The 21,851-nt window shown below is 45.4% G+C and carries 21 protein-coding genes; 3 read left to right on the forward strand and 18 right to left on the reverse strand.

The features are described from left to right. Positions 1 to 51 precede the first annotated feature (51 nt). Both ICN38_RS05310 and ICN38_RS05315 read left to right on the forward strand, forming a co-directional pair. The gene (locus ICN38_RS05310) at positions 52 to 537 is read left to right on the forward strand and encodes a hypothetical protein (protein WP_216255901.1); all 486 of its coding nucleotides are present in this window, start codon (positions 52 to 54) and stop codon (positions 535 to 537) included. A 68-nt stretch (positions 538 to 605) separates the two neighbouring features. Further along, on the forward strand, positions 606 to 761 hold the full coding sequence (locus ICN38_RS05315) for a hypothetical protein (protein WP_216255902.1): 156 nt from the start codon (positions 606 to 608) through the stop codon (positions 759 to 761). 112 nt (positions 762 to 873) lie between these two features. Here the strand turns inward: ICN38_RS05315 and ICN38_RS05320 are convergent, their stop codons facing one another. The 15 genes from ICN38_RS05320 to ndk all read right to left on the reverse strand — a co-directional run bounded on the left by ICN38_RS05320 (position 874) and on the right by ndk (position 17,800). Next, positions 874 to 1,362: a hypothetical protein gene (locus ICN38_RS05320; protein WP_216255904.1), complete on the reverse strand. Its 489-nt coding sequence runs from the start codon at positions 1,360 to 1,362 to the stop codon at positions 874 to 876. A gap of 88 nt (positions 1,363 to 1,450) precedes the next feature. Next, positions 1,451 to 3,667: a malate synthase G gene (locus ICN38_RS05325; RefSeq protein ID WP_216255905.1), complete on the reverse strand. Its 2,217-nt coding sequence runs from the start codon at positions 3,665 to 3,667 to the stop codon at positions 1,451 to 1,453. Positions 3,668 to 3,725: 58 nt separating this feature from the next. Further along, positions 3,726 to 5,066: an adenylosuccinate synthase gene (locus ICN38_RS05330; protein ID WP_216255908.1), complete on the reverse strand. Its 1,341-nt coding sequence runs from the start codon at positions 5,064 to 5,066 to the stop codon at positions 3,726 to 3,728. Positions 5,067 to 5,123: 57 nt separating this feature from the next. After that, entirely contained in the window at positions 5,124 to 6,290 is a 1,167-nt protein-coding gene (locus ICN38_RS05335; protein ID WP_216255910.1) for an ATP phosphoribosyltransferase regulatory subunit, read from the reverse strand. Between the two features lie 20 nt (positions 6,291 to 6,310). Next, positions 6,311 to 7,180 (reverse strand): protease modulator HflC, encoded by an 870-nt coding sequence (gene hflC / locus ICN38_RS05340; RefSeq protein WP_216255912.1) that lies wholly within the window; start codon positions 7,178 to 7,180, stop codon positions 6,311 to 6,313. Next, entirely contained in the window at positions 7,180 to 8,679 is a 1,500-nt protein-coding gene (hflK, locus tag ICN38_RS05345; RefSeq protein ID WP_216255914.1) for an FtsH protease activity modulator HflK, read from the reverse strand. The genes hflC and hflK overlap by 1 nt, the downstream gene beginning before the upstream one ends. Then, positions 8,669 to 9,910, reverse strand: a complete 1,242-nt coding sequence (hflX, locus tag ICN38_RS05350; protein WP_255562743.1) for a GTPase HflX — start codon at positions 9,908 to 9,910, stop codon at positions 8,669 to 8,671. The genes hflK and hflX overlap by 11 nt, the downstream gene beginning before the upstream one ends. Continuing rightward, positions 9,903 to 10,145: an RNA chaperone Hfq gene (gene hfq / locus ICN38_RS05355; RefSeq protein WP_216255918.1), complete on the reverse strand. Its 243-nt coding sequence runs from the start codon at positions 10,143 to 10,145 to the stop codon at positions 9,903 to 9,905. Before hfq ends, hflX begins: the two co-directional genes overlap by 8 nt. Positions 10,146 to 10,310: 165 nt before the next feature. Beyond that, positions 10,311 to 11,675: a ribosome biogenesis GTPase Der gene (gene der, locus ICN38_RS05360; RefSeq protein ID WP_216255919.1), complete on the reverse strand. Its 1,365-nt coding sequence runs from the start codon at positions 11,673 to 11,675 to the stop codon at positions 10,311 to 10,313. Continuing rightward, positions 11,672 to 12,826, reverse strand: a complete 1,155-nt coding sequence (gene bamB / locus ICN38_RS05365) for an outer membrane protein assembly factor BamB (RefSeq protein WP_216862726.1) — start codon at positions 12,824 to 12,826, stop codon at positions 11,672 to 11,674. Before bamB ends, der begins: the two co-directional genes overlap by 4 nt. Then, the gene (locus ICN38_RS05370; RefSeq protein ID WP_216255923.1) at positions 12,826 to 13,485 is read right to left on the reverse strand and encodes a tetratricopeptide repeat protein; all 660 of its coding nucleotides are present in this window, start codon (positions 13,483 to 13,485) and stop codon (positions 12,826 to 12,828) included. Before ICN38_RS05370 ends, bamB begins: the two co-directional genes overlap by 1 nt. Before the next feature lie 49 nt (positions 13,486 to 13,534). Further along, positions 13,535 to 14,863, reverse strand: a complete 1,329-nt coding sequence (gene hisS, locus ICN38_RS05375; RefSeq protein ID WP_216255925.1) for a histidine--tRNA ligase — start codon at positions 14,861 to 14,863, stop codon at positions 13,535 to 13,537. A gap of 29 nt (positions 14,864 to 14,892) precedes the next feature. Then, positions 14,893 to 16,152, reverse strand: a complete 1,260-nt coding sequence (gene ispG / locus ICN38_RS05380; protein ID WP_216255927.1) for a flavodoxin-dependent (E)-4-hydroxy-3-methylbut-2-enyl-diphosphate synthase — start codon at positions 16,150 to 16,152, stop codon at positions 14,893 to 14,895. 4 nt (positions 16,153 to 16,156) lie between these two features. Further along, positions 16,157 to 17,302 (reverse strand): 23S rRNA (adenine(2503)-C(2))-methyltransferase RlmN, encoded by a 1,146-nt coding sequence (gene rlmN / locus ICN38_RS05385; RefSeq protein ID WP_370624372.1) that lies wholly within the window; start codon positions 17,300 to 17,302, stop codon positions 16,157 to 16,159. A gap of 72 nt (positions 17,303 to 17,374) precedes the next feature. After that, the gene (gene ndk / locus ICN38_RS05390; protein WP_216255931.1) at positions 17,375 to 17,800 is read right to left on the reverse strand and encodes a nucleoside-diphosphate kinase; all 426 of its coding nucleotides are present in this window, start codon (positions 17,798 to 17,800) and stop codon (positions 17,375 to 17,377) included. A gap of 268 nt (positions 17,801 to 18,068) precedes the next feature. Here ndk and ICN38_RS05395 point away from each other — a divergent pair, with 268 nt between their 5' ends. Next, positions 18,069 to 18,770, forward strand: coding sequence for a Bax inhibitor-1 family protein (locus tag ICN38_RS05395; RefSeq protein WP_216255933.1), 702 nt, complete (start codon positions 18,069 to 18,071; stop codon positions 18,768 to 18,770). A gap of 78 nt (positions 18,771 to 18,848) precedes the next feature. Here the strand turns inward: ICN38_RS05395 and ICN38_RS05400 are convergent, their stop codons facing one another. The 3 genes from ICN38_RS05400 to ICN38_RS05410 form a co-directional block, all read right to left on the reverse strand. After that, on the reverse strand, positions 18,849 to 19,265 hold the full coding sequence (locus ICN38_RS05400) for a hypothetical protein (RefSeq protein WP_216255934.1): 417 nt from the start codon (positions 19,263 to 19,265) through the stop codon (positions 18,849 to 18,851). 335 nt (positions 19,266 to 19,600) lie between these two features. Beyond that, entirely contained in the window at positions 19,601 to 21,034 is a 1,434-nt protein-coding gene (rlmD, locus tag ICN38_RS05405) for a 23S rRNA (uracil(1939)-C(5))-methyltransferase RlmD (RefSeq protein WP_216256263.1), read from the reverse strand. After that, positions 21,027 to 21,848, reverse strand: coding sequence for a 3'-5' exonuclease (locus ICN38_RS05410; RefSeq protein ID WP_216255936.1), 822 nt, complete (start codon positions 21,846 to 21,848; stop codon positions 21,027 to 21,029). Before ICN38_RS05410 ends, rlmD begins: the two co-directional genes overlap by 8 nt. Between the last annotated feature and the right edge of the window lie 3 nt (positions 21,849 to 21,851).

A 21,851-nucleotide genomic window follows, 5' to 3' on the forward strand; every position in this document is an offset into this window, starting at 1 on the left:
AGGATTTCGTCAGGTCCATATACTGACTCCTGTCCTCAAACTATTATCCCTATGAATACATTTCTATCTAACCACCCCCTTCTTTATCCACTATTAAAAGAAATCCTAGTAGGCACCCTTCTCTTGCTAGTAGTTCTCATTTATCACGGAAGTGCCATTAATAAAGTGGCTATGAGATTTGATCGTTTAACCGATAACAATATCGCGAATAAGCAATACAGGTGGGTGTTTTTTCACTTTTATTTTGCCTTTAGTTCCATAGCGCTGATTCACATATTTGAAGTGCTGTTATGGGCATTCTTTTTAAGGATGCTAGGCCTAGTGGATGACACCTTATTGGCAATTATTTTTTCTGGAAGCTGTTACACAACCGTTGGATTTGCTCCAGACAACCTTCCCCATGGTTGGAAGAGTCTGGCATTCTTCATCGCCTTTACTGGCCTGTTTTCACTAGCCTGGACTACCTCGATCATGATCGGTATGACCAACGTCTATCAACAGGCTTGGAGGGCAAAATACAAGATGAAGCATCATTAATGTGCTGCTTTGCAACAATTCTCTAGAAATTGGTGTATCATCAGGGTATACCCTTAAGGAGAGTTCAAATGGCACAGTCCAATACAGTTCAGTTTCAACAATCATCAAGCTTTGGTTTAAAGCCTTTATTTGCAATTCGTGATTTTTTTGCCTTACTTTCAGCAGCCTGGGCAGAAGCTAAGGTAATGGAACAGAAAAGTCACAAAAATAGCGCAAATTGGTAATAAAACCTCAATTTATTGCTGATTGTTTGGCAATTAATGCCTGTTTTATAAAAAAGCCTCTAAAAATACTTAGAGGCTTTTTTCATGGCCCTACCTTGGCACCATTTCTGGGCTACTTCTTACGGTAATAACCGTATACACAGCGCTTTCCCCCTCGAGAGGGGTCGTGAGTATCTTGAAGTACTCCATCAATAACGGCTGTTAAGTGTTTAGAAACCTTAACAATTAATACTCCTGCTGGTAGCTCATTAGGCCGCAGATGTACTTGGCATCCTGCCCCAACCTGCATTGTGGGAACCCACTCAAACCCGAGCCCAAGAATGTAATTGTGAAAGACATTGCGATGATTGCCGTTGCGGGGAGATGATCCCGTTTGGTTGAGGCGTCTGGCAAGCTTGTCATTGCGTAGATCAGCATAACTGGCATTTGCGCTTCTGAGGTCTTCATAGACCTGCAAATAGGGCAAACCAGATGCAATTGCAATAGACCGAACCACGCAATCCCCAGCACCCCCTTTAAATCCTGCTGACTCCCTCCCTCCATCATTTCTCTGAAATGGAAATACAGGATGAGATCGAAAGGGATTTAAGAAGCTAAACATATCTGATGAAGTATTTCTGAAGGGTACTTAAAAAGAAAATGGATTTGCCTTCCGACAAATCCATTCATATCTTAATCTTGCCGATAGATTACTTTGCTTGTGCCTGCTTTACCTTTAAGCGCCAAGCATGTAGCAATGGTTCGGTATACCCATTTGGCTGTTCAAGACCCTTAAAGATCAGATCACTTGCAGCTTGGTAGGCATAGGAATCTTTATAGTTAGGCATCATCGGCTTGTAAAGGGGATCTCCTGCATTTTGCATATCTACAATGCCAGCCATGCGTTGCAAGGCTTCCTCCACTTCAGCTTTAGTCACGTATTTGTGCAGCAACCAGTTGGCAATATGCTGACTAGAAATACGCAATGTTGCACGATCTTCCATTAAGCCTACGTTATAAATATCAGGGACCTTAGAGCAACCAACACCCTGGTCAATCCAACGAACCACATATCCCAAAATTCCTTGGCAATTATTATTGAGAGCCTCACGAATCTCTTCTTTAGTCCAATCAGGATACAGCGCAATTGGCACAGTCAAAAGATCATCCGTTAAGGCCTCATACTCAGCTGCAGTGTCTTGTATTTCCATTTCCTCTTGGATCTTGGCAACATTGACTTGGTGATAATGCATTGCATGCAATGTCGCAGCTGTAGGTGATGGTACCCAAGCGGTATTAGCACCAGCTTGAGGATGCGCAATTTTTTGCTCTACCATTTCTTTCATGAGATCTGGGGCGGGCCACATGCCTTTACCAATCTGCGCGCGACCGCGTAAACCGCAATCTAATCCTGCTAAAACGTTACGGCGCTCATATGCGCCAAACCATTTAGCGATCTTCATCCTACCTTTGCGAACCATCGCACCACCATACATCCCGGTATGCATTTCATCACCAGTGCGATCCAAGAATCCAGTATTAATAAAAGCAACGCGAGCACCGGCTGCAGCAATAGCCGCTTTAATATTGACACTCATGCGGCGCTCTTCATCCATGATTCCCAATTTCACAGTGTTCTCTGGTAGGCCAAGCAATTTTTCAACGCGACTAAAGAGCTCACTAGCAAATGCCACTTCTTCTGCGCTATGCATTTTTGGTTTAACAATATATACAGAGCCCTTACGCGTATTGCCAATTGCTTGACTTGCTGGACGATTAATATCATACAAAGCAATTAATACTGTAATTACAGCATCTAAAATGCCCTCGTAGATTTCCTTGCCTTCACCAGTGATGATGGCTGGGTTAGTCATCAGGTGACCAACGTTACGGAGAAACAAGAGTGAACGGCCATGCAAAGTCACTAGGCCATCTTTTGCGTTTACCGCACCGATACCAGCCTTGTATTGACGGTCTGGATTAAGACTACGGGTAAAGGTCTTATCACCCTTTTTAACCTCTTCAACCAAAGTACCCTTCAAAATTCCTAGCCAGTTCTCATAAGCAAGCACTTTGTCATCGCCATCAACTACTGCAACTGAATCTTCTAAGTCGAGAATAGTTGAGAGTGCAGCTTCAAGTACCACATCATTTACACCAGCTGCATCAGTAGCGCCTATGGTTTTGGACTTATCAATTTCAATATCAATGTGAATACCGTTATTGCGCAGCAAAACAGATGATGGTGCAGCAGCATCGCCTTGGTATCCAACAAACTGTTTCTCATCAATCAAACCAGTAGTGCTGCCATCCTTTAACTTCACTGACAGTTTATTGTCCACCACCGTATATGCCACAACATCGCTGTACAAAGCTTTAGCTAAAGGGGCTGATTCATCTAAAAACTGACGGGCATAGGCCACTACCTTTGCGCCTCGAATTGGGTTGTAAGCAGCCTCTTTATCAGCACCACCTTCTGCAGAGATAACATCAGTGCCATATAAAGCATCATACAAAGAACCCCAACGAGCATTAGCAGCGTTTAAAGCATAGCGAGCGTTGAGCACAGGAACAACCAACTGGGGACCAGCTTGAAGAGCTAGTTCATCATCAACATTTTGGGTGGTAGCTGAAATATTCTTAGGTACCTCATCTATATATCCAATTTCTTTTAGATACTTGCGATACGCAGGCATATCTTTGATTGGGCCTGGATTGGCTTTATGCCATTTATCTAAATCAAGCTGAAGACGATCACGTTTTGCTAGCAATGCTTCATTTATTGGAGTTAAATCTTTGACGATCTCATCAAATCCCTTCCAAAAATCAGCGCTCTTAATACCAGTTCCGGGAAGTACTTTGTCTTCAATGAAGCGGTAAAGAGGAGTAGCTACTTGAAGCGAATTGCAAGTGGTACGGGCAGTCATGTTGTAAACCTTTGTTTCGAGTGCAGTAGTTAATAAAAAAGAGAGTTAAATACGCGCATCAATCCTGAAATGGATGCTGGAGCAAGATGGTTTCATCGCGCTCTGGGCCAGTAGAAACCATGGCGATGGGTTTGCCAGCAACCTCTTCAATACGACGCAAGAATTTCTGAGCCTCAGGAGGCAACTGATCCCACTCACGTATGCCAAAAGTCGTCCCTTTCCAACCCGGAAAGTCTTCATAAATAGGTACACAACGAGCAACAGACTCAGCACCACGAGGTAATACATCTAATTTCTGACCATCTAAGGTGTAACCAACACATAAGCGAATCGTTTCGAAGCCATCAAGCACGTCTAACTTAGTAATACACAATCCAGACAAGCCATTAATCTGAATAGAGCGTTTTAAGGCAGCAGCATCGAGCCAACCCGTACGACGTGGACGACCGGTAACAGAACCGAACTCTTTGCCCACTTCAGCTAAGCGTATACCAGCCGGATCTTGTTTAGCAGGATTATCATGATCGTATAGCTCACTTGGAAATGGGCCCGCACCAACACGAGTGCAATAGGCCTTAGTAATACCCAAGATATATTGCAAAGAATCAGGACCGACCCCAGATCCAGCCGCAGCATTACCCGCTACACAATTACTAGAAGTGACATAAGGATAGGTGCCATGATCAATATCTAACAAAGTACCTTGAGCACCTTCAAATAATAAATTTTGTCCGGCTTGTTCAGCAGCATACAGCGCACTAGATACATCAACCACCATTGGCTTTAGACGCTGCGCATAAGACATTGCTTCAGCCAAGGTTGCTTCATAGTCAACGGGATCAGCTCCGTAGTAATTAGTCAGCATGAAGTTGTGATAATCCAAATTTTCACGCAATTGCGCTGCAAATTTTTCTGGGTAGAACAAGTCCTGAACGCGTAGTGCGCGACGTGCCACCTTATCTTCATATGCTGGGCCAATACCCCGTCCAGTGGTGCCAATCTTGGCGTCGCCACGCTTTTTCTCACGGGCATGATCAATAGCAACGTGATATGGAAGAATCAAGGTAGTTGCCTCGGAGATCTTCAAGCGGGATTGCACATCCAAACCAGCCGCTTCAAGCTCGCCGATTTCTTTAAAAAGGGCTTCGGGAGATAACACGACTCCGTTGCCGATATAGCAAATCACCTCTTTGTGCATGATTCCAGAGGGAATCAAGCGCAAGATAGTTTTCTTGTCACCAATAATGAGAGTATGGCCTGCATTGTGCCCACCCTGAAAGCGCACTACTGCTTGCGCATGATCCGTTAGCCAATCTACTACCTTACCTTTGCCTTCATCACCCCACTGGGTACCAATGACTACGACGTTACGACCTTGAGCTTGCTGCTTTGAAGACATATTGAAATCCAAAAAGATAATTACAAAATAGGTTAAGTTTTTTGAGTGCTGTAGGGTTTACTTTTTTGGAGCCACTTCCCATGAGTTGCCCTGCTTTACTAATTCACGATCACATTGATATTCGGCAGTCTCTATAGCAGTACCAGCCAGTACTTGTATGACTATTTCACCTTTACTACGCAACTGAGCAATCACTGTATTAAGAGCATCATCATCAAGCCAAGGCGCTGCAATTGCTAACTTGCGCACATACGGCGGTGACAAACTCGCTAAGGTTAATAGGTCCAATGAGAATCCAGTTGCTGGGCGTGGTCGACCAAAGGCTTGGCCAACGTGATCATAACGACCACCACGTGCAATCGGTTGTGGCAACTTCTCTACATAAGCAGCAAACATCACACCGCTGTGATACTGATAGCCGCGTAGATCAGATAAATCAATGCTGAGCTCTAAGCCATTGGATAAGTTACTAGCGGCGGCAAGTAATCTCTCAAGATCACTAAGCGCTTGATCAATGGCAGAATGCTTTGGTAGTATTTTTTTTGCTTTGGCTAATACATCAGTGCAAGGACCATTCAATTCCGTCAATGCTAGAAGAGCTTGTGCTGTTTTGACAGGCAAGCATGTAGCCCACTGACTTAAGCGTGGGCGATCTTTACTTTGCAACAAGTCATAGAGCGCTTCAACTGACTCTTTATCCAGATTCTGACCATCTAAAATTCCGGTCAAGATGCCTGCATGGGATAGGTCCAGATAAACCTTATTCAGACCAGCCAATTCAAGCGTCTTTAATAATAATGAGATGGCTTCAAAATCCGCTTCCCATGTAGCACAGCCATAGATTTCTGCACCGAGCTGTAACTCTTCACGCGCAGAACTACCCACCGGTGTACGTACATGCGCTACGGATCCTGCATAACAAAGACGGGTGACTCCAGCACGATTGAGTAAGTGAGCATCAATACGAGCAACTTGTGGAGTAATATCCGCACGCAAGCCTAAGGTACGACCTGATAATTGATCGACTAATTTAAAGGTCTGTAAATTAAGATCCGATCCAGTCCCGGTTAACAGTGAATCTAAAAACTCCAGAATCGGTGGGGCAACTAATTCATATCCGTAGGATTGATACAGATCCAAGATGGCACGACGCAAAGTCTCGACCTTACGAGCCTCAGCCGGCAAAACATCGGCAATATCTTCAGGAAGCAACCAACGATTCATGATGTAAAAAATTTACTTTCTTATTTTTTGTGCAGAAACTTGAAGAACTCACCATTGGGCTCAACCACCATGACATCTTTCTTATCCTTGAAAGAGCTGCGATAGGCTTCTAAGCTTTGATAGAACTGGGCAAATTGTGCGTCACGCCCAAAGGCTTCTGCATAAAGCGCCGTTGCTTTAGCATCACCAGCACCCTTTATCTTTTGAGCATCGCGATAAGCCTCAGCCAAAATCGTATCGCGTTGACGCTCCGCATTAGCGCGAATCTTATCTGACTCCGCAGCGCCCATCGAACGTAATTCATTCGCAACTCGCTTACGCTCTGCTTCCATGCGGCGATATACAGAATCACTAATTTCGGCCAAAAGGTCTACGCGCTTCAAACGTACATCAACGATTTCTACACCAATATCGGAAGCATCATCAGCCACTTTTTTACGAATCCCTTGCATCACTTGCTCACGCTGATCAGAGATCAACTCACGCACAGTGCGCTTAGTGAACTCTTCGTTTAGCGCAGATCGTACCAATTGCGTTAATCGATCCTGAGCCAAGCGCTCGTCTCCCTTAAAGCTAATAAAGAATTTACGGGGATCAACGATGCGCCACTTCACATAAGAATCCACCAACAAATTTTTCTTCTCAGCAGTAATAAAACGCTCTGCTTCTGGATTATCAATCGTCAGAATTCTGCGATCAAAGAAGCGAACACTTTCAAATGGTGCTGGGTACTTAATTTGTAGACCTGGCTTCTCAATGACACGCACAATCTGACCAAAAGAAAAGACCACCGCAAATTTACGTTGATCTACTACAAAAATACTGGACGAGAGTATATATATCAGTGCTATGAAAGCGATTGCAGCCGCAATGAGGCGATTAAGATTCATTATCTAGCCTCCCGATCACGACTACGTAAACCATCACGCTTATCCGCATTATTGACTGATGGTGCAGGACTTGGAGAAGCGCTAGGGCTTGGAGCGGGATTATTCACTCCGGTCGCCCCACCTACTGTCACAGAACCTGTTGGTGTAGGTGAACTACTTGGAGCAGTTTGACTAGCGGCAGTCTGCGCACTTTCAGCACTCACTTGCGCCACAATCTTATCTAAGGGCAAATACAATAAACTATTGCTCTTCGTAGTATCCACCAAGACTTTCGTTACATTGCTATACATCTCGCGCATGCTATCAATGTACATACGGTCACGGGTCACCTGGGGCGCCTTCGCATACTCAACTAGAATCTGCTTGAATCGAGTGGCATCTCCTTCAGCAGTAGCAACTACTCGCGCCTTGTATCCTTCAGCCTCTTGTATCAAACGCGCACCAGTTCCTTTAGCACGGGGAATGATGTCATTGGCATACGCCTGACCTTCACTTTTTAAACGTTCTTGATCTTGCCCTGCTTTGACAGCGTCATCAAAAGCAGCTTGTACTTGTTCTGGTGGTTGTACATTTTGAACAGTGACGCTGGTGACAAAAATACCAGTCTTATAGCTATCTAAAATTTTCTGGATGGAGCTTGCTAAATCAATGCCAATCTTTTCACGCCCTTCATAGAGGACAGTATCCATCTTGCTGCGCGCCACAATTTCACGAACAGCGGTTTCTGCAGCCTGAATGACTGCGGTATCAGGATCACGATTATTAAATAAATAATCCGTTGGATCTTTGAGGCGATATTGCACAGCAAAGCGGACATCGATGATATTTTCATCTTCAGTCAACATCGAAGAATCTTTTTGATTGGTTGCCTTAATCAATACTGGGCGGCCTACTTCAACAGAACGCACAGCGGAGAGATTGACCGTTTCATCAGACTGAATAGGCCAGGGCATTCTCCAGTTAATACCAGGCTTTGCGGTGTAGTCATATTTACCAAAGGTCATGATGACGCCAGCTTGACCCTCTTGAATGATAAAAAATCCACTACAAATCCAAATAAAGAACACACCCGCTGCTGCGAGCAAAATACTGGCTTTAGAACTAAAGGGGTTTTTAAATTCAAACATAGGGGTGCCACCGTTACCACCACCTTGGCCACCGCGCTCCGAAGGCGGAGGAATATCCGTGCTACTAGGTTTAGATTTAGGTGCGCTACTAGAGCCAGGCTTTTTCTTGCCGCCAAAAATGCCGGCAATCCTATCATTGAAGTCACGCCATAACTCATCCAAATCTGGAGGACCGTCTGGTTTAGCTGCAGGTGGGCTTACTGGAGAATTTTTGGGTTGCGCATCAGCCGGCTGATTGCCATTTCCAGGATCTGCTTTTGGAGTTTGATCATTACCCTGGCCATCTTTGGCATCTTTTGATCCATTGGCATTGTGGCTATTGCCCCAACCTGGATCATTTACCGAAAAAAGGTCTAAAAATTTACGCGTCATTTGGAAGATAGCTTCGGTTGGGAATCGGATTAAATTCAGAAGATTCTGGTCGTTCGGGTAAAGGGACTAAAAATTCATCCGGGGCCATCTGCTTCTTGGCACGGTTGTGTTCGACCCTTATTCTATCAGTCATTTGAGAGCATTCAGCCAAGGCAGATCTCAACAAATCAAGGCCCAAGCCGGTCTGGGCTGAGAGGAAAATCTGGCTGGGGACCCCCTCCCCATCACGCTCCAATTGGGCGCCACGAGTAAAGGTTTGCGGCATCAGGTCGATTTTATTCATCACCTCAATGCGGGGGATCTCATCTGCCCCGATTTCCTCCAAAACAGCCTCGACTTCCGCTTTTTGCTCTCTAGAAACTGGACTACAGGCATCAATGACATGCAAAATCAGGTCGGCATGGATGGTTTCATCCAAAGTAGCTCTAAATGCCTCAACGAGTTGATGCGGCAGATCCCGGATAAATCCCACGGTATCGGAGACCACAATCGACCCCACCCCCTCTAAATGGACCTTTCTGGAGGTGGTATCTAGCGTGGCAAAAAGCTGGTCTGCGGCATAGGTACCCGCCTTGGTAAGGGCATTAAATAGGGTGGATTTACCCGCATTGGTATAGCCAACCAAGGACACTGAAAACACATCCTTACGATTGCGCGCCCTTCTCTGAGTTCTTTGCTGACGCTGTAATTTCTCGAGCTCATTTTCTAGGCGCTTCGCTTTGGTAGCCAGCATGCGGCGATCGAGCTCCATTTGTGTTTCGCCTGGACCACCACGTACACCAATACCTCCACGTTGACGCTCTAAGTGGCTCCATGCCCTCACCAAGCGTGACATTCGATAGCGAACTTGCGCTAATTCAACTTGAGTTTTACCAATATGACTTTGTGCTCTTTGACTAAAGATATCCAAAATCAAACCTGTTCGGTCCATTACATGACGGCCAAGATGGCGCTCTAAATTGCGTTGCTGTGTGGGCGAAAGGGGATGGTTAAAGATGGCAAGTTCTGCATCATTTTCTTCCATCAAACGCTTAAGCTCGTTGACCTTTCCTGAGCCAATAAATAAAGCAGGATCCGTTTTTCCCTTACGGGCAATGACGCTAGCGGTAGGTATGGAACCAGCACTGTCAGCCAAGAGACTAAGCTCAGCCATGCTGTCAGCAAAATCTTCCCGACCTGTATCAACCCCAACCAAGACAGCGCGCGGCGCATCTACTCCAGTGTTATACAGGGGCGCCTTCTTCTATACGGAAATCAATCGCACGAGCGGGAACGATTGTAGAGATCGCATGTTTGTAAACCATCTGCGTAACAGTATTACGCAATAGCACAACATACTGATCAAATGATTCGATATTGCCTTGCAATTTAATACCATTTACCAAATAAATGGAAACTGGTACGTGCTCTTTACGCAAAGCGTTTAAAAAAGGATCTTGTAGCAATTGGATTTGTTTATTATTCATACTGCTCCTTATTGATTTTGTATTTTGGGAGTCTTGCTTTTTTTATTTAATGTGCTGACTGTATTAATGATGATTGGCAATTCCTGTAAAGAGTAATTCCTACAAACTTCTAAGTTGGGTTCAATTGATAAAATTCAAGCCCTGAACTGAAAGCTTATCTGAAAATTACCGCTTTTTGCCCTTTTTCCCTTTATCCTCGTCAACATAAGGGTTCTTAGCGGTATTCATCTGAATCCGTAAAGGTGTGCCGCGCAACTTGAAAACGTCCCTAAATCGACCTTCCAAGTATCTTTTATAGCTATCCGTTACACCGCTGAGGGAGGTACCGTGAATCACCACAATAGGAGGATTCATGCCCCCTTGGTGTGCATAACGCAATTTTGGCCGTCCCATGCCAACCCGTTTAGGTTGTTGATGCTCAATGGCCTCTTGCAAGATACGCGTTAAACGTGGGGTTGGTAGCTTCGCCATTGCTGCAGCATAGGCTGAATCCACATCTTTAAATAATTCTTTGAGGCCAGTACCCTTCTTGGCGGAAATGGGATGCACATTAGCAAAGTCTAAAAAGCGTAATTTTTGCGCGATCTCCAACCGGGCACGCTCTTTTACATAAGAATCTAAACCATCCCATTTATTAACAGCCACTACCAAGGCACGTCCCGCCTCCACAATAAATCCAGCAATATGGGCATCTTGCTCAGAAATATCTTGTTGTGCATCTAGCATCAGAATAACGACGTTGCAATCGGCAATCGCTTGCAAAGTTTTGACTACTGAAAATTTTTCAATCGCTTCAAATACTTTGCCGCGACGACGCAAGCCAGCAGTATCAACCAAGATATACGGTTTGCCATTGCGCTCAAACGGCACTTCAATGGCATCACGAGTTGTACCTGGCATATCAAATGCAATGACACGCTCTTCACCAATCAACTTATTAATTAAAGTAGATTTACCAACGTTCGGGCGCCCTACCACTGCAATCTTCATCGGGCGATTTGGATCGTTGGCTAATACTTCCTCTTCTGGTTCAGCAATGCCTAAAGAATCTAAGGCATCGTCTAGCAGACCACGTACACCATCACCGTGTGCCGATGAAATCGGAAAAGGTTCGCCCAGTCCCAATTCATGGAAGTCTGCAGTGACTACGCCAGCCTGCATACCTTCAGTTTTATTAACCGCCAAAATAATGGGGCGGCCGGTTTTGCGTAAGAAGTCTGCAATCACTCGGTCTTGAGGCGCTAAACCCAAGCGACCATCTACCAAGAAGATCACGATATCTGACTCAGCAACCGCCTGCTTAGTTTGCTTAGCCATTTCAGCAACAATGCCGACCTTAGCAACTGGCTCAAATCCACCAGTATCCACACAAATAAATGCGCGCTCACCAATGCGGCCTTTACCGTAGTGACGATCCCTGGTTAAGCCTGAAAAGTCTGCCACCAATGCATCGCGTGAACGCGTCAGGCGATTAAAGAGTGTCGACTTTCCAACATTAGGTCGACCGACAATGGTGATGACTGGATTCATTTTGGACTGTACGCCGCTAGTTTTCCACCCTGAGACTGAATCAAGATGAGACCACCCACTGATATAGGGGCGGCTGTGATTGGACTACTGTCATGACGAAAGCGCGCAATATTCTCGCCGCTCGCCTGTGAAAATGCATGGACATACCCTTCCGCATCACCCATTAGCAGAACCTTACCAACAGCGAGGGGTTCACCTACATCGCGGTAGGTTAGCTTGGTGTTCTCCCAAATCTGAGTACCATCTTTGCTAGCAAATGCAGTGATATTGGATTTCTCATTTGCAGAAAACACCATGTCAGTACTTTGTGCGGTGCCAGTGTAGCTAGAAAAATCTTTAAACCACAGAAGATTTCCTGTGCGAATCTGACCGCACCCAATACGGCCCTGATAAGAGACGGCACAAACAACCTCACCTTCTATACTCGGTTTAGCAGTGACGTCATTTAAACGCTCGATCTCTGAAAAGCCCTTAGGAAAAGAAACGGGGGTCTCCCAAATCAATCCACCATTGGCGATTGCGATCATGCCAAAACGTCCGCCTGAAAAGCCAGTGACCACGACCTCGTTATTAATCGGCAACATGCCATATCCAACACGCAAGGACAATGCCGATTGGGGACGCTGATAGCTCCATTTACGAACACCCGTTTGTGCGTCCAAACCAATAAAACGATTATCTAAGGCCCTTACAATCACGATGCCACCAGCCACTACAGGTTCACTTAATACTTCACTGCCAATATTGACATTCCACAGTGCTTTACCAGTATCGTCAAAAGCATAAACATTCCCTTTAATACCCACTACCGCAGTCACTCGACCATCGGAGCCCGGGCCAATAGCAAGGCGCTCAGGAACGGATGCTTCCCACATTTTTTTACCGGTTGCTAAATCAATCTTGGTGATATCACCGCCATGTGATGCGGTATAGGCACCATCGCCTGCAATAGCCGGATGAAAATTAAATGTTTCTGAAGAGCCAATATCAACAGTCCACATAGGAACCATCTCAAACTGATTGTTGACAGGTGTTAACTCAGAAGGCTTGCGTACACGCGCGTTTCCAGAGCAGGCAACAAGCACTATAGCGACAAAGCCCAAGATCAAAATACTTGCTAACTTTCTAGTAAGACACTTCATCGTAATCATCACTGCGTAGTGCCTCCAACAGCATCTAATTTCACTTTCAAGAGGCGGCGCGCCTCCTCAGGAAACTCTTTTGCTTGGTCTAATTTTTTCCATGCCTCTTGATAGCTAGCTTTAGCTTCAGTATTTTTCTTTTGCGCTAAATACCAATCGCCACGACGCTCAAGCCATAAAGCATCAAATCCCTGAACGGGTTTATCTTTCAGAATCTGATCAGCTTCAGCCAAATCTTTTTCGCTACCCAGCTCAATTAACTGGGATACCAATCGCAATTTAGCCAATGCTAAGTACGCATCATTAGAGGAATTCTTAGCAGCCCAACGCAGATATTCGATTGCTTTAGCGCTATCACCAGCATCCGACGCAATGCGAGCGGCTACCAAACTAGACATCGCAGCGTAAGGAGTGCGAGCAAAATCTTTTTGCAAATCATTGGCAGCGCGCAAAGTGAGATCTTTATCGCCTTTGCCAATAGCAACTACCATGGTCTCGTAAAGCTTTGATGCTTCAATGGCTTGGCTATTGCGCCACCATTGATAGCCGCTATAGGCAGCATAAGCAAACAAAGCTACCGTTAACACCCCAATGATCAGGTTGCGGTACTTTTGCCAAAATGCTTTGAACTGGTCTAATTGTTCTTGTTCTTCTAAATCTAAAGGCATGTCAATCCAAGCTTATTTATAGTTAATTGCGTTCATCATTAGGCTTATTCTATTCGGAGGCGCCTACCAAGGCATCAATTGCTGCTTCTAAAACCCCATCTAAAGACACAGCTTTTTGCTCACCACTGCCCCGTAAGTCCTTCAACTGAGCCTCATTCTTCGCCAATTCATCAGGCCCAATGATGACAGCAAAAGCAGCGCCGCTACTGTCAGCCTTCTTCATTTGTGACTTAAAGCTAGCAGATTGTCCATCAGGCGGACAAAACAGAATCGCATCAATTCCTGCGCTACGAAGTCGCTCAGCAATAATCATTGCTGCAGTTAAAGTCTCGCCACCTTGATGCAATACAAAGATATCGCATTGGGCTTGGGGCTCAGGAATCGTGCCAGAAACCTTCATGAGATCGAGTACGCGCTCCATGCCCATTGCCCAACCGCAGGCAGGAGCTGCTTTGCCACCCATGCGCTCAATCAAAGGGTCATAACGACCACCGCCAGCAATAGTTCCCTGCGCACCCAACTCTTCAGTAATCCACTCAAAAACGGTGAGGTTGTAATAATCCAATCCACGCACCAAGCGCGGATTGATCTTGCAAGGAATATTGTTTGCTTTCAGTAAAGCTTGTACTGCATTGAAATGCGCAAGAGACTCTTCACCCAAGAAATCCAATAACTTAGGGGCGCCCTCAATCAAGGTCTGCATCTCTGGATTTTTAGAATCCAAAATGCGTAAAGGATTGGAAAGTAAGCGACGTTGTGAATCTTCGTCCAATTGACTCTGATGCTTTTCAAAATAAGTCACTAAGGCAGCACGGTGTTCGGCACGCTCATTGGCTTGACCTAATGAGTTGATTTCTAAACGAACGCCTTTCAAACCCAACTCATCCCAAAGACGTTGACCCATCAGAATAATTTCTGCATCGATATCCGGCCCAGCAAATCCTAAAGCTTCAATCCCAAACTGATGAAACTGGCGGTAGCGACCTCGCTGTGGACGCTCATGACGAAACATCGGACCGGTGTACCAGAGACGCCTAGGCCCTTCGTACAACAAATTATTTTCAATGACGGACCGGACCAGTGCCGCAGTTCCCTCGGGGCGTAAGGTGAGTTGCTCACCATTTAAACGATCCTCAAAGGAATACATTTCTTTTTCAACGATATCGGTCACTTCACCAATACCACGCTGAAATACGGCCGTTGCTTCTACAATCGGCGTTCTCAAAAACTCGTAGCCATACGCCCTCGTGAGATCTCGCAATACATGTTCAAGATGCGCCCACTGTGCAGCATCGGCTGGCAGCAAATCATTCATGCCACGCACGCCATTGATTTTTTGCGTCTTCTGCACTTTGACGGGGTTCTTTTGGTCTGTCATTTTTTTATTATTGTTCTAGTTCAGCTTGATTAAGCCTTGGCAGCGTAATTCTGTTTGACGTAGTCATCCACAATCACCTGAAACTCTTGGGCAATATTATCGCCGCGCAATGTTTTTACTTTAACGCCATCCACAAATACTGGAGCAGCAGGAGTCTCGCCAGTTCCCGGCAAAGAAATACCAATATTGGCATGCTTACTCTCCCCGGGCCCATTGACGATGCAACCCATCACAGCCACATTCATCTCTTCAACACCAGGATGGGTTTTCTTCCAAATTGGCATTTGCTGGCGCAGATACGATTGGATATTGGCAGCCAACTCTTGGAAGGTAGTACTAGTGGTTCTGCCACAACCAGGACAAGCAATTACCATGGGCGTGAAATTGCGCAAGCCCATTGTTTGCAAAATCTCTTGGGCTACGATGACTTCATTCTCGCGAGGTGCGCCAGGATCTGGTGTTAAAGAAACGCGAATCGTATCGCCAATACCTTCTTGCAACAAAATACCCATCGCTGCAGTAGAGGACACAATCCCTTTGCTACCCATACCAGCTTCAGTTAAACCCAAATGCAAAGGATAGTCAGAACGGCGCGCGAGATCACGATAGACCGCTACAAGATCTTGCACATTGCTAACCTTGCATGAGAGCAAAATTTGGTTGGGATTCATACCGAACTCCACTGCTTTTTCTGCAGATTGCAAGGCAGACTGAATTAAAGCCTCGATCATGACCTCTTGCGCAGTTTTAGGATCAGGGAGTGCTGCATTGCTATCCATGATGGACGCTAAGAGCTCTTGATCTAAGCTTCCCCAGTTCACCCCAATGCGAATAGGCTTATCGTATTTGCATGCAGCTTCAATCATTTGTGCAAACTGTGGATCCCGCTTCGCACCCTTGCCGACATTGCCAGGGTTGATACGGTACTTTGAGAGCGCTTTAGCGCATTCAGGAAAATCGTTTAATAAAGTATGGCCGTTGTAATGAAAATCCCCAATCAATGGCACCAAGATATCCATCTTGTCTAACTGCTCACGAATGTAAGGTACTGCAGCCGCTGCTTCTGGGGTATTAACGGTAATACGTACCAACTCTGAGCCAGCACGCGCCAACTCTTTTACTTGAATAGCAGTGCCTACTGCATCGGCAGTATCGGTATTGGTCATTGACTGAACGCGGACAGGCGCATCGCCACCAACAGTAATGATGTTAGTTTTCCAAGCAACGGTTGCTTGACGGGTTGCGCGCTTAGGGGATGGCCCTAAAGGAAGTGGTGACAAGTTACTCATATGATTAATCTAACCTCTTGAGCCATTCTATCGGCTGCTCTTGAACTTCTGCTTGAATAATTTCTAAATCATGTATAGCTCGTTCACGGACTCGGGTACGGTCAACCACATCGCCAGCCAACTGGCCACAAGCAGCGGCAATATCATCACCGCGCGTCTTACGTACTGTAGCGACCATACCTGCTTCTAGCAAGATGTTAGCAAAGGCATGAACCCGCTGAGCAGGTGAACGCTTGAGGCCTGATTCGGGGAATGGATTAAATGGGATGAGGTTGATTTTGCACTTAATATTTTTGAGCAATCGAACCAATTCTTTTGCTTGGATGTCCGAATCATTCACACCATCGAGCATGCAATATTCAAAGGTCAAGAAATCTCTCGGTGCAAATGGTAAATAGCGTTCACAAGCAGCGAGTAATTCTCGTAAAGGATATTTCTGATTGAGCGGTACTAGCTGATCACGCAAAGCATCATTGGGTGCATGTAATGACACTGCCAAAGCAACCGGGCAATCTTGCGCTAAACGATCAATCATCGGCACTACACCGGAGGTAGACACAGTGACACGTCGACGCGATAAGCCATAGGCTCTGTCATCTAACATTAAACGCAATGCAGTTACCACGTTATCGTAGTTGAGTAAGGGCTCGCCCATACCCATCATTACCACATTTGAGATCACACGGCCAGTGTGCTCCCAACCCGGGGTTGGATATTTTTCGATTCTGCGCACGGCTTCTGGATCATTACGTAAAAGATGCTCTGCAAACCACAACTGCCCAATGATTTCACCGGAGGTGAGGTTACGCGAGAAACCTTGACGCCCTGTCGAGCAAAAACGGCAATTGACAGCGCAACCAGCCTGGGAAGAGATGCATAAAGTACCGCGCCCATCTTCCGGAATAAAAACGGATTCCACGGCATTGCCAGCGCCCACATCGAGTAACCACTTACGAGTTCCGTCTGTGGCATGCTCATCCTTCATTACGGGAAGAGAAAGTACTTCTGCTTTATCTAGCAAGTTTGCTCTGAAGCTTTTTGCTAGATCACTCATATCATTGATATCAGATACACCGCGTTGATGTATCCATTGCATGAGCTGCTTCGCCCTAAAGGGCCTTTCATTTAACCCCGCGACATACGCCGCCATTTGGTCAGCGTCAAAATCTAAGAGATTTACGCGCGGGGAGGTCAATGCGCCTACTTATAAATAGGTTATGGATTAACGATTAAAAACATTCATACCTGGGAAGAAGAATGCAACTTCCACGGCAGCTGTTTCAGGAGCATCAGAACCATGAACCGCGTTTGCATCAATGCTGTCAGCAAAATCAGCACGAATAGTGCCTTTGTCTGCCTTCTTCGGATCAGTAGCACCCATCAAATCGCGATTCTTAGCAATAGCGCCTTCACCTTGCAATACTTGAATCATGACGGGACCAGAAATCATAAAGCTCACTAAATCCTTGAAAAAAGGACGGGCAGCGTGAACAGCATAGAATTGCTCTGCTTCAGATTGTGAGAGCTGCGCCATTTTGGACGCGATAATCTTCAAACCAGCGGATTCAAAACGGTCATAAATTTTGCCGATGACGTTTTTAGCGACAGCATCAGGTTTGATAATAGATAGGGTGCGTTCAATTGCCATTCAAGACTCCAATAGTGATTTCATAGATATTTGTGGGATAGGGCTAAATTCAGCCTTAGCGCATGCCCTACTCCAACGACCCCCGAATTATACAATGCCTGACCGTATTTACCCCTATATGAGTAGGGCTAAGCCTTTGAATTTACAGGGCATAACCCCATGATTTGTAGTCTTTTGGGGTGGGGACTTGAAATTTACCTATTTTGTCTATACTTATCAACAACAGCCCTTCATGGGCTCTTGAATTTACGATAAAGAAGGAGTCAATATGAGTGATCTGAACTCTTACGGCTTTGGGCAAACAGGCTCGATAAGCACTACCCAAGTACGCAACCGCGTACTGCGCAATACCTACGCCTTATTGGCGCTGTCCATGGTTCCAACTGTTATTGGAGCTTGGCTTGGCATTGCAATGGGCTTTAACTTCATGGCAGAAAGTCCTTTCTTAGGTTTTGTTGTCTTTATGGCAGTGGCATTCGGCTTCTTCTGGGCAATTGAGAAAAATAAAGATACCGGTTTAGGGGTGCTCCTTCTTCTAGGCTTTACCTTCTTTATGGGTCTCATGCTGTCCCGCTTAGTCGGCTTCACTTTAAATAGCTATAGCAATGGCGCCACTCTGGTGATGCTAGCTTTCGGCGGTACTGCTGCGATCTTTGCAACCATGGCAACGATTGCAACAGTGAGCAAGAGCGACTTTTCCGGAATGGGTAAATGGCTGATGGTTGGTGTATTAATCTTGATCGTGGCTTCTTTAGCCAATATCTGGTTGCAACTGCCTGCCTTGATGCTGACCGTAATGGTGTTGGCTATTGCGATCTTTTCTGCCTTCATCCTGGTTGACGTACAACGTGTGGTGCATGGCGGTGAAACAAACTACATCATGGCCACACTAGCTATCTACTTAGATGTGTATAACGTCTTCACCAACTTGCTCGCACTCTTGGGCATCTTTGGCGGCAATAAAGACTAAGCATTCAGACTCAATGAATAAAAGGCGCCTAGGCGCCTTTTTTCTTTTCTACCTAAATTGCATCAGTCACGCATGTTTTTACTTCGCAGTTAAATCATCACACCAAGCGTAATAAGTATTAATCCATTGTGCAAATGGTCCTTCATTCACGCGACCAGATCCGCAACCGACTAATTTATTTTCGCTAATGTCATAAAATCCTAAGCCACCCTTATAAGCAATCTGCAGTCTTTTACCGTCTGGAGAAATCGTACCGATCTCAAAGGCTTTGTATGATGGGTTCTCATAAGTAAACTCAACGTGCGGGCCATCTTGCTTGAGGACGGTTAAAGTTGCCGTTACTTTTTGCATTTGAGTCTTGGGATTCTTTTTAGAGGCATTAACAGAGGTTTCGGTAGTACTACCGCTGTAGACCTTTGCTAAAGTGGGGATGCTCTGAGCATTTACAAGGAAGCTGATCCCGAGGCCAAGCGTGAGGCTAATAATTGATTTCATAAGATACCTTTATGTGAGATTGGTAAAGATTACAACGATGTTTTATCACACAACGATATCGCGCTACTGCCTTATCTAGCTAGTTCGCAACAAACATGTTTATCGCATAAGACAGTGCAATCAAAATCAAAATGATCGCAAAACTATCTGAGGCTTTCATCACACACTCCTGTTGGTGGGCTGAAACGCTAACGGTTAGGCATCACCGCACAAGTTCAATCTACTCTTATATAAGAGTAGATTTAGACGCTTATGCACCGCTTATAGCCAAAAAAGGAGTTTTTGGCACATATTAAGTGCATAAAAACAAGGCCTTAGTGCTTTATTAAAGTTTTTTAGGAAATGAGCCTATCAAAAACGGCTATCGACTCCACGTGGGAAGTGTGGGGGAACATATTGACGATACCAGCACTACTGAGCGTATAGCCAGCGTGATGACACAAAATATCGACATCTCTTGCGAGGGTTTTTGGGTTACAGGAGATATAGACAATCCGTTGTGGGAGAAGATTGCTTGACTGTGCATGAAGCTGTGTAAGCGCTCTACAAATCTCCATCGCACCCTCTCGTGGTGGGTCCATTAACCAACGCTCTGCTTTTCCCCAGGAAACAATCGTTTCAGGAGTACTTAAAAACAAATCACTTTGTATAAAACTGACTTTGCTTTCTAAGCCATTATGTTTTGCATTCGCTTTTGCGCGAGTAGTTAAAGTTTCTAATCCTTCTATACCCAAAACATGCGAGACTTTTCTAGCAAGGGGTAATGTGAAGTTACCGATTCCACAAAATAGATCAAGCACATGATCAGTTTCTTTTACTTCCAATAATCGAATTGCTCTACTGACTAGCGCACGATTCATCATATGATTGACTTGGGTAAAGTCAGTCGGCTTAAACGGCATTTCGATGTCAAACTCTGGTAAGCGATAACACAGCTTGCCAGTCTTTGGATAAAACGGTACGACGCTTTCAATGCCTTTAGGTTGTAGCCAAATCCAAACCCTGTGCTGATCAGCAAAATCCCTTAAGAGCTGCTCGTCAGCTCCAGTTAAGGGCTGTAGGTTTCGAAAGACCAATGCCGTAACCGGCTTTTGTTTTTGAGGGTCATTAGAGCTAGGATCTTCTGGCTCCCCTACTGCTACTTCAATTTGTGGCATGCGATCGACGATCGATAAACCCATAACCAACTTGCGCATCTCTGGAAGTAAATCAGAAACATGCTTTGGCAAAATCTCACAAGCAGTCATGTCGGCCACGTAGCCACTCTTGCCCTCATGAAATCCAATGAGGACTGTGCCTTTTTTAATTGATCTATTCACAGCACTTAAGCGAGCGCGATGGCGATATTCCCATTCAGGGCCACCCATTGGTCGCAAAATTTCAAGTGGCTTGATTTTGGCGATATGTTGCAAGTCATCCTCAAGCACACGTTGCTTCATCGCTACTTGCGCGCGAATATCAAGATGCTGCATAGTGCAGCCACCACAAATACCAAAGGCTTTGCATTTGGGTATCGCTCTAAACACTGCGGGCTTGAGAATTTGGCGTATTTTGGCTTTACTAAAACGCGCTTTGTCACTGGTGATGGTGTACGTAACGAGCTCTGTTGGTAGTGCACCCTTGATGAAAATGACTTTACCGCTCTGTCCTTGCTCAGCCTCTTCAGTATTGGGCGCTAAGCGGGCAATACCTTGGGCATCTAAATCGAGTGCTTCAACTCTTACTGGCTCAGTCACTTCAATATTGACTGGCTTATCCCCTCTACGCATCCGCAGAAAAACCTTGGAGATATGCTTGCCATTGAGCACCATTAGGCTCTTTAGCTTCTTTTTCTAAATAGGTTTTTACAAAAGCAATTTCTTCTTGGTACTCTTCCAATGAGAAGCCACCACGTAGCAATTGAAAGCGGCAATACATCAGATAAGTATTGACCACATCAGTTTCGCAATAACGACGGATGTCATCAATTTTGCCGTCTTGATAAGCAGGCCAGACTTGGCTGCCATCCATTCCCATCTTTCCAGGAAAGCCGCAGAGTTTTGCTAAGCCATCTAAGGGCGCATTAGCTCTGCCATTAAATTTAGCCAAGAGATCCATCATGTCGAGATGACGCATGTGATAGCGACTGATGTAGTTATTCCATTTAAAGTCACGGCTATCCGCTTCCTGGCTATCACCCATTTCCCAGTAGCGTGGCGCTTGAATATGGTTTGCCAAGGCGCGATAGTGAAGTACTGGCAAGTCAAAGCCACTGCCATTCCAGGACACTAGCTGCGGAGTGTACTTTTCAATCAGATCAAAGAATGATTGCACCAACACTTTTTCATCATCTTGTGGAGTACCTAAGGTACCCACTTTAATTTGGGGGGTGCCCTCTTTAGTGGTTCTACGAATCACGCAGGAGATTGCCACAATCTTTTGTAAAAAGAGTGGCAGAAATTCACTACCGGTTTTGGCGGCACGCTCAGCCATCGCCTTTGAAGCAACCTCGGTATCGCTCATCGTATCGGGATAATCTTCTAGACGGCGTAGTCCCACCACATCTGGAATGGTTTCAATGTCAAAAACAAGAACTGTGGCCATGGC

This window comes from Polynucleobacter sp. AP-Melu-500A-A1, from assembly GCF_018882125.1.
In the GTDB taxonomy this organism is placed as follows: domain Bacteria; phylum Pseudomonadota; class Gammaproteobacteria; order Burkholderiales; family Burkholderiaceae; genus Polynucleobacter.

What these genes read in the sequence shown, in the direction of transcription:
- ICN38_RS05310 (WP_216255901.1), top strand. Translation starts at nt 52, where the DNA reads ATGAATACATTTCTATCTAACCACCCCCTTCTTTATCCACTATTAAAA.
- ICN38_RS05315 (WP_216255902.1), top strand. Translation starts at nt 606, where the DNA reads ATGGCACAGTCCAATACAGTTCAGTTTCAACAATCATCAAGCTTTGGT.
- ICN38_RS05320 (WP_216255904.1), bottom strand. Translation starts at nt 1,362, where the DNA reads ATGTTTAGCTTCTTAAATCCCTTTCGATCTCATCCTGTATTTCCATTT.
- ICN38_RS05325 (WP_216255905.1), bottom strand. Translation starts at nt 3,667, where the DNA reads ATGACTGCCCGTACCACTTGCAATTCGCTTCAAGTAGCTACTCCTCTT.
- ICN38_RS05330 (WP_216255908.1), bottom strand. Translation starts at nt 5,066, where the DNA reads ATGTCTTCAAAGCAGCAAGCTCAAGGTCGTAACGTCGTAGTCATTGGT.
- ICN38_RS05335 (WP_216255910.1), bottom strand. Translation starts at nt 6,290, where the DNA reads ATGAATCGTTGGTTGCTTCCTGAAGATATTGCCGATGTTTTGCCGGCT.
- hflC (WP_216255912.1), bottom strand. Translation starts at nt 7,180, where the DNA reads ATGAATCTTAATCGCCTCATTGCGGCTGCAATCGCTTTCATAGCACTG.
- hflK (WP_216255914.1), bottom strand. Translation starts at nt 8,679, where the DNA reads ATGACGCGTAAATTTTTAGACCTTTTTTCGGTAAATGATCCAGGTTGG.
- hfq (WP_216255918.1), bottom strand. Translation starts at nt 10,145, where the DNA reads ATGAATAATAAACAAATCCAATTGCTACAAGATCCTTTTTTAAACGCT.
- der (WP_216255919.1), bottom strand. Translation starts at nt 11,675, where the DNA reads ATGAATCCAGTCATCACCATTGTCGGTCGACCTAATGTTGGAAAGTCG.
- bamB (WP_216862726.1), bottom strand. Translation starts at nt 12,826, where the DNA reads ATGATTACGATGAAGTGTCTTACTAGAAAGTTAGCAAGTATTTTGATC.
- ICN38_RS05370 (WP_216255923.1), bottom strand. Translation starts at nt 13,485, where the DNA reads ATGCCTTTAGATTTAGAAGAACAAGAACAATTAGACCAGTTCAAAGCA.
- hisS (WP_216255925.1), bottom strand. Translation starts at nt 14,863, where the DNA reads ATGACAGACCAAAAGAACCCCGTCAAAGTGCAGAAGACGCAAAAAATC.
- ispG (WP_216255927.1), bottom strand. Translation starts at nt 16,152, where the DNA reads ATGAGTAACTTGTCACCACTTCCTTTAGGGCCATCCCCTAAGCGCGCA.
- rlmN (WP_370624372.1), bottom strand. Translation starts at nt 17,302, where the DNA reads ATGGCGGCGTATGTCGCGGGGTTAAATGAAAGGCCCTTTAGGGCGAAG.
- ndk (WP_216255931.1), bottom strand. Translation starts at nt 17,800, where the DNA reads ATGGCAATTGAACGCACCCTATCTATTATCAAACCTGATGCTGTCGCT.
- ICN38_RS05395 (WP_216255933.1), top strand. Translation starts at nt 18,069, where the DNA reads ATGAGTGATCTGAACTCTTACGGCTTTGGGCAAACAGGCTCGATAAGC.
- ICN38_RS05400 (WP_216255934.1), bottom strand. Translation starts at nt 19,265, where the DNA reads ATGAAATCAATTATTAGCCTCACGCTTGGCCTCGGGATCAGCTTCCTT.
- rlmD (WP_216256263.1), bottom strand. Translation starts at nt 21,034, where the DNA reads ATGCGTAGAGGGGATAAGCCAGTCAATATTGAAGTGACTGAGCCAGTA.
- ICN38_RS05410 (WP_216255936.1), bottom strand. Translation starts at nt 21,848, where the DNA reads ATGGCCACAGTTCTTGTTTTTGACATTGAAACCATTCCAGATGTGGTG.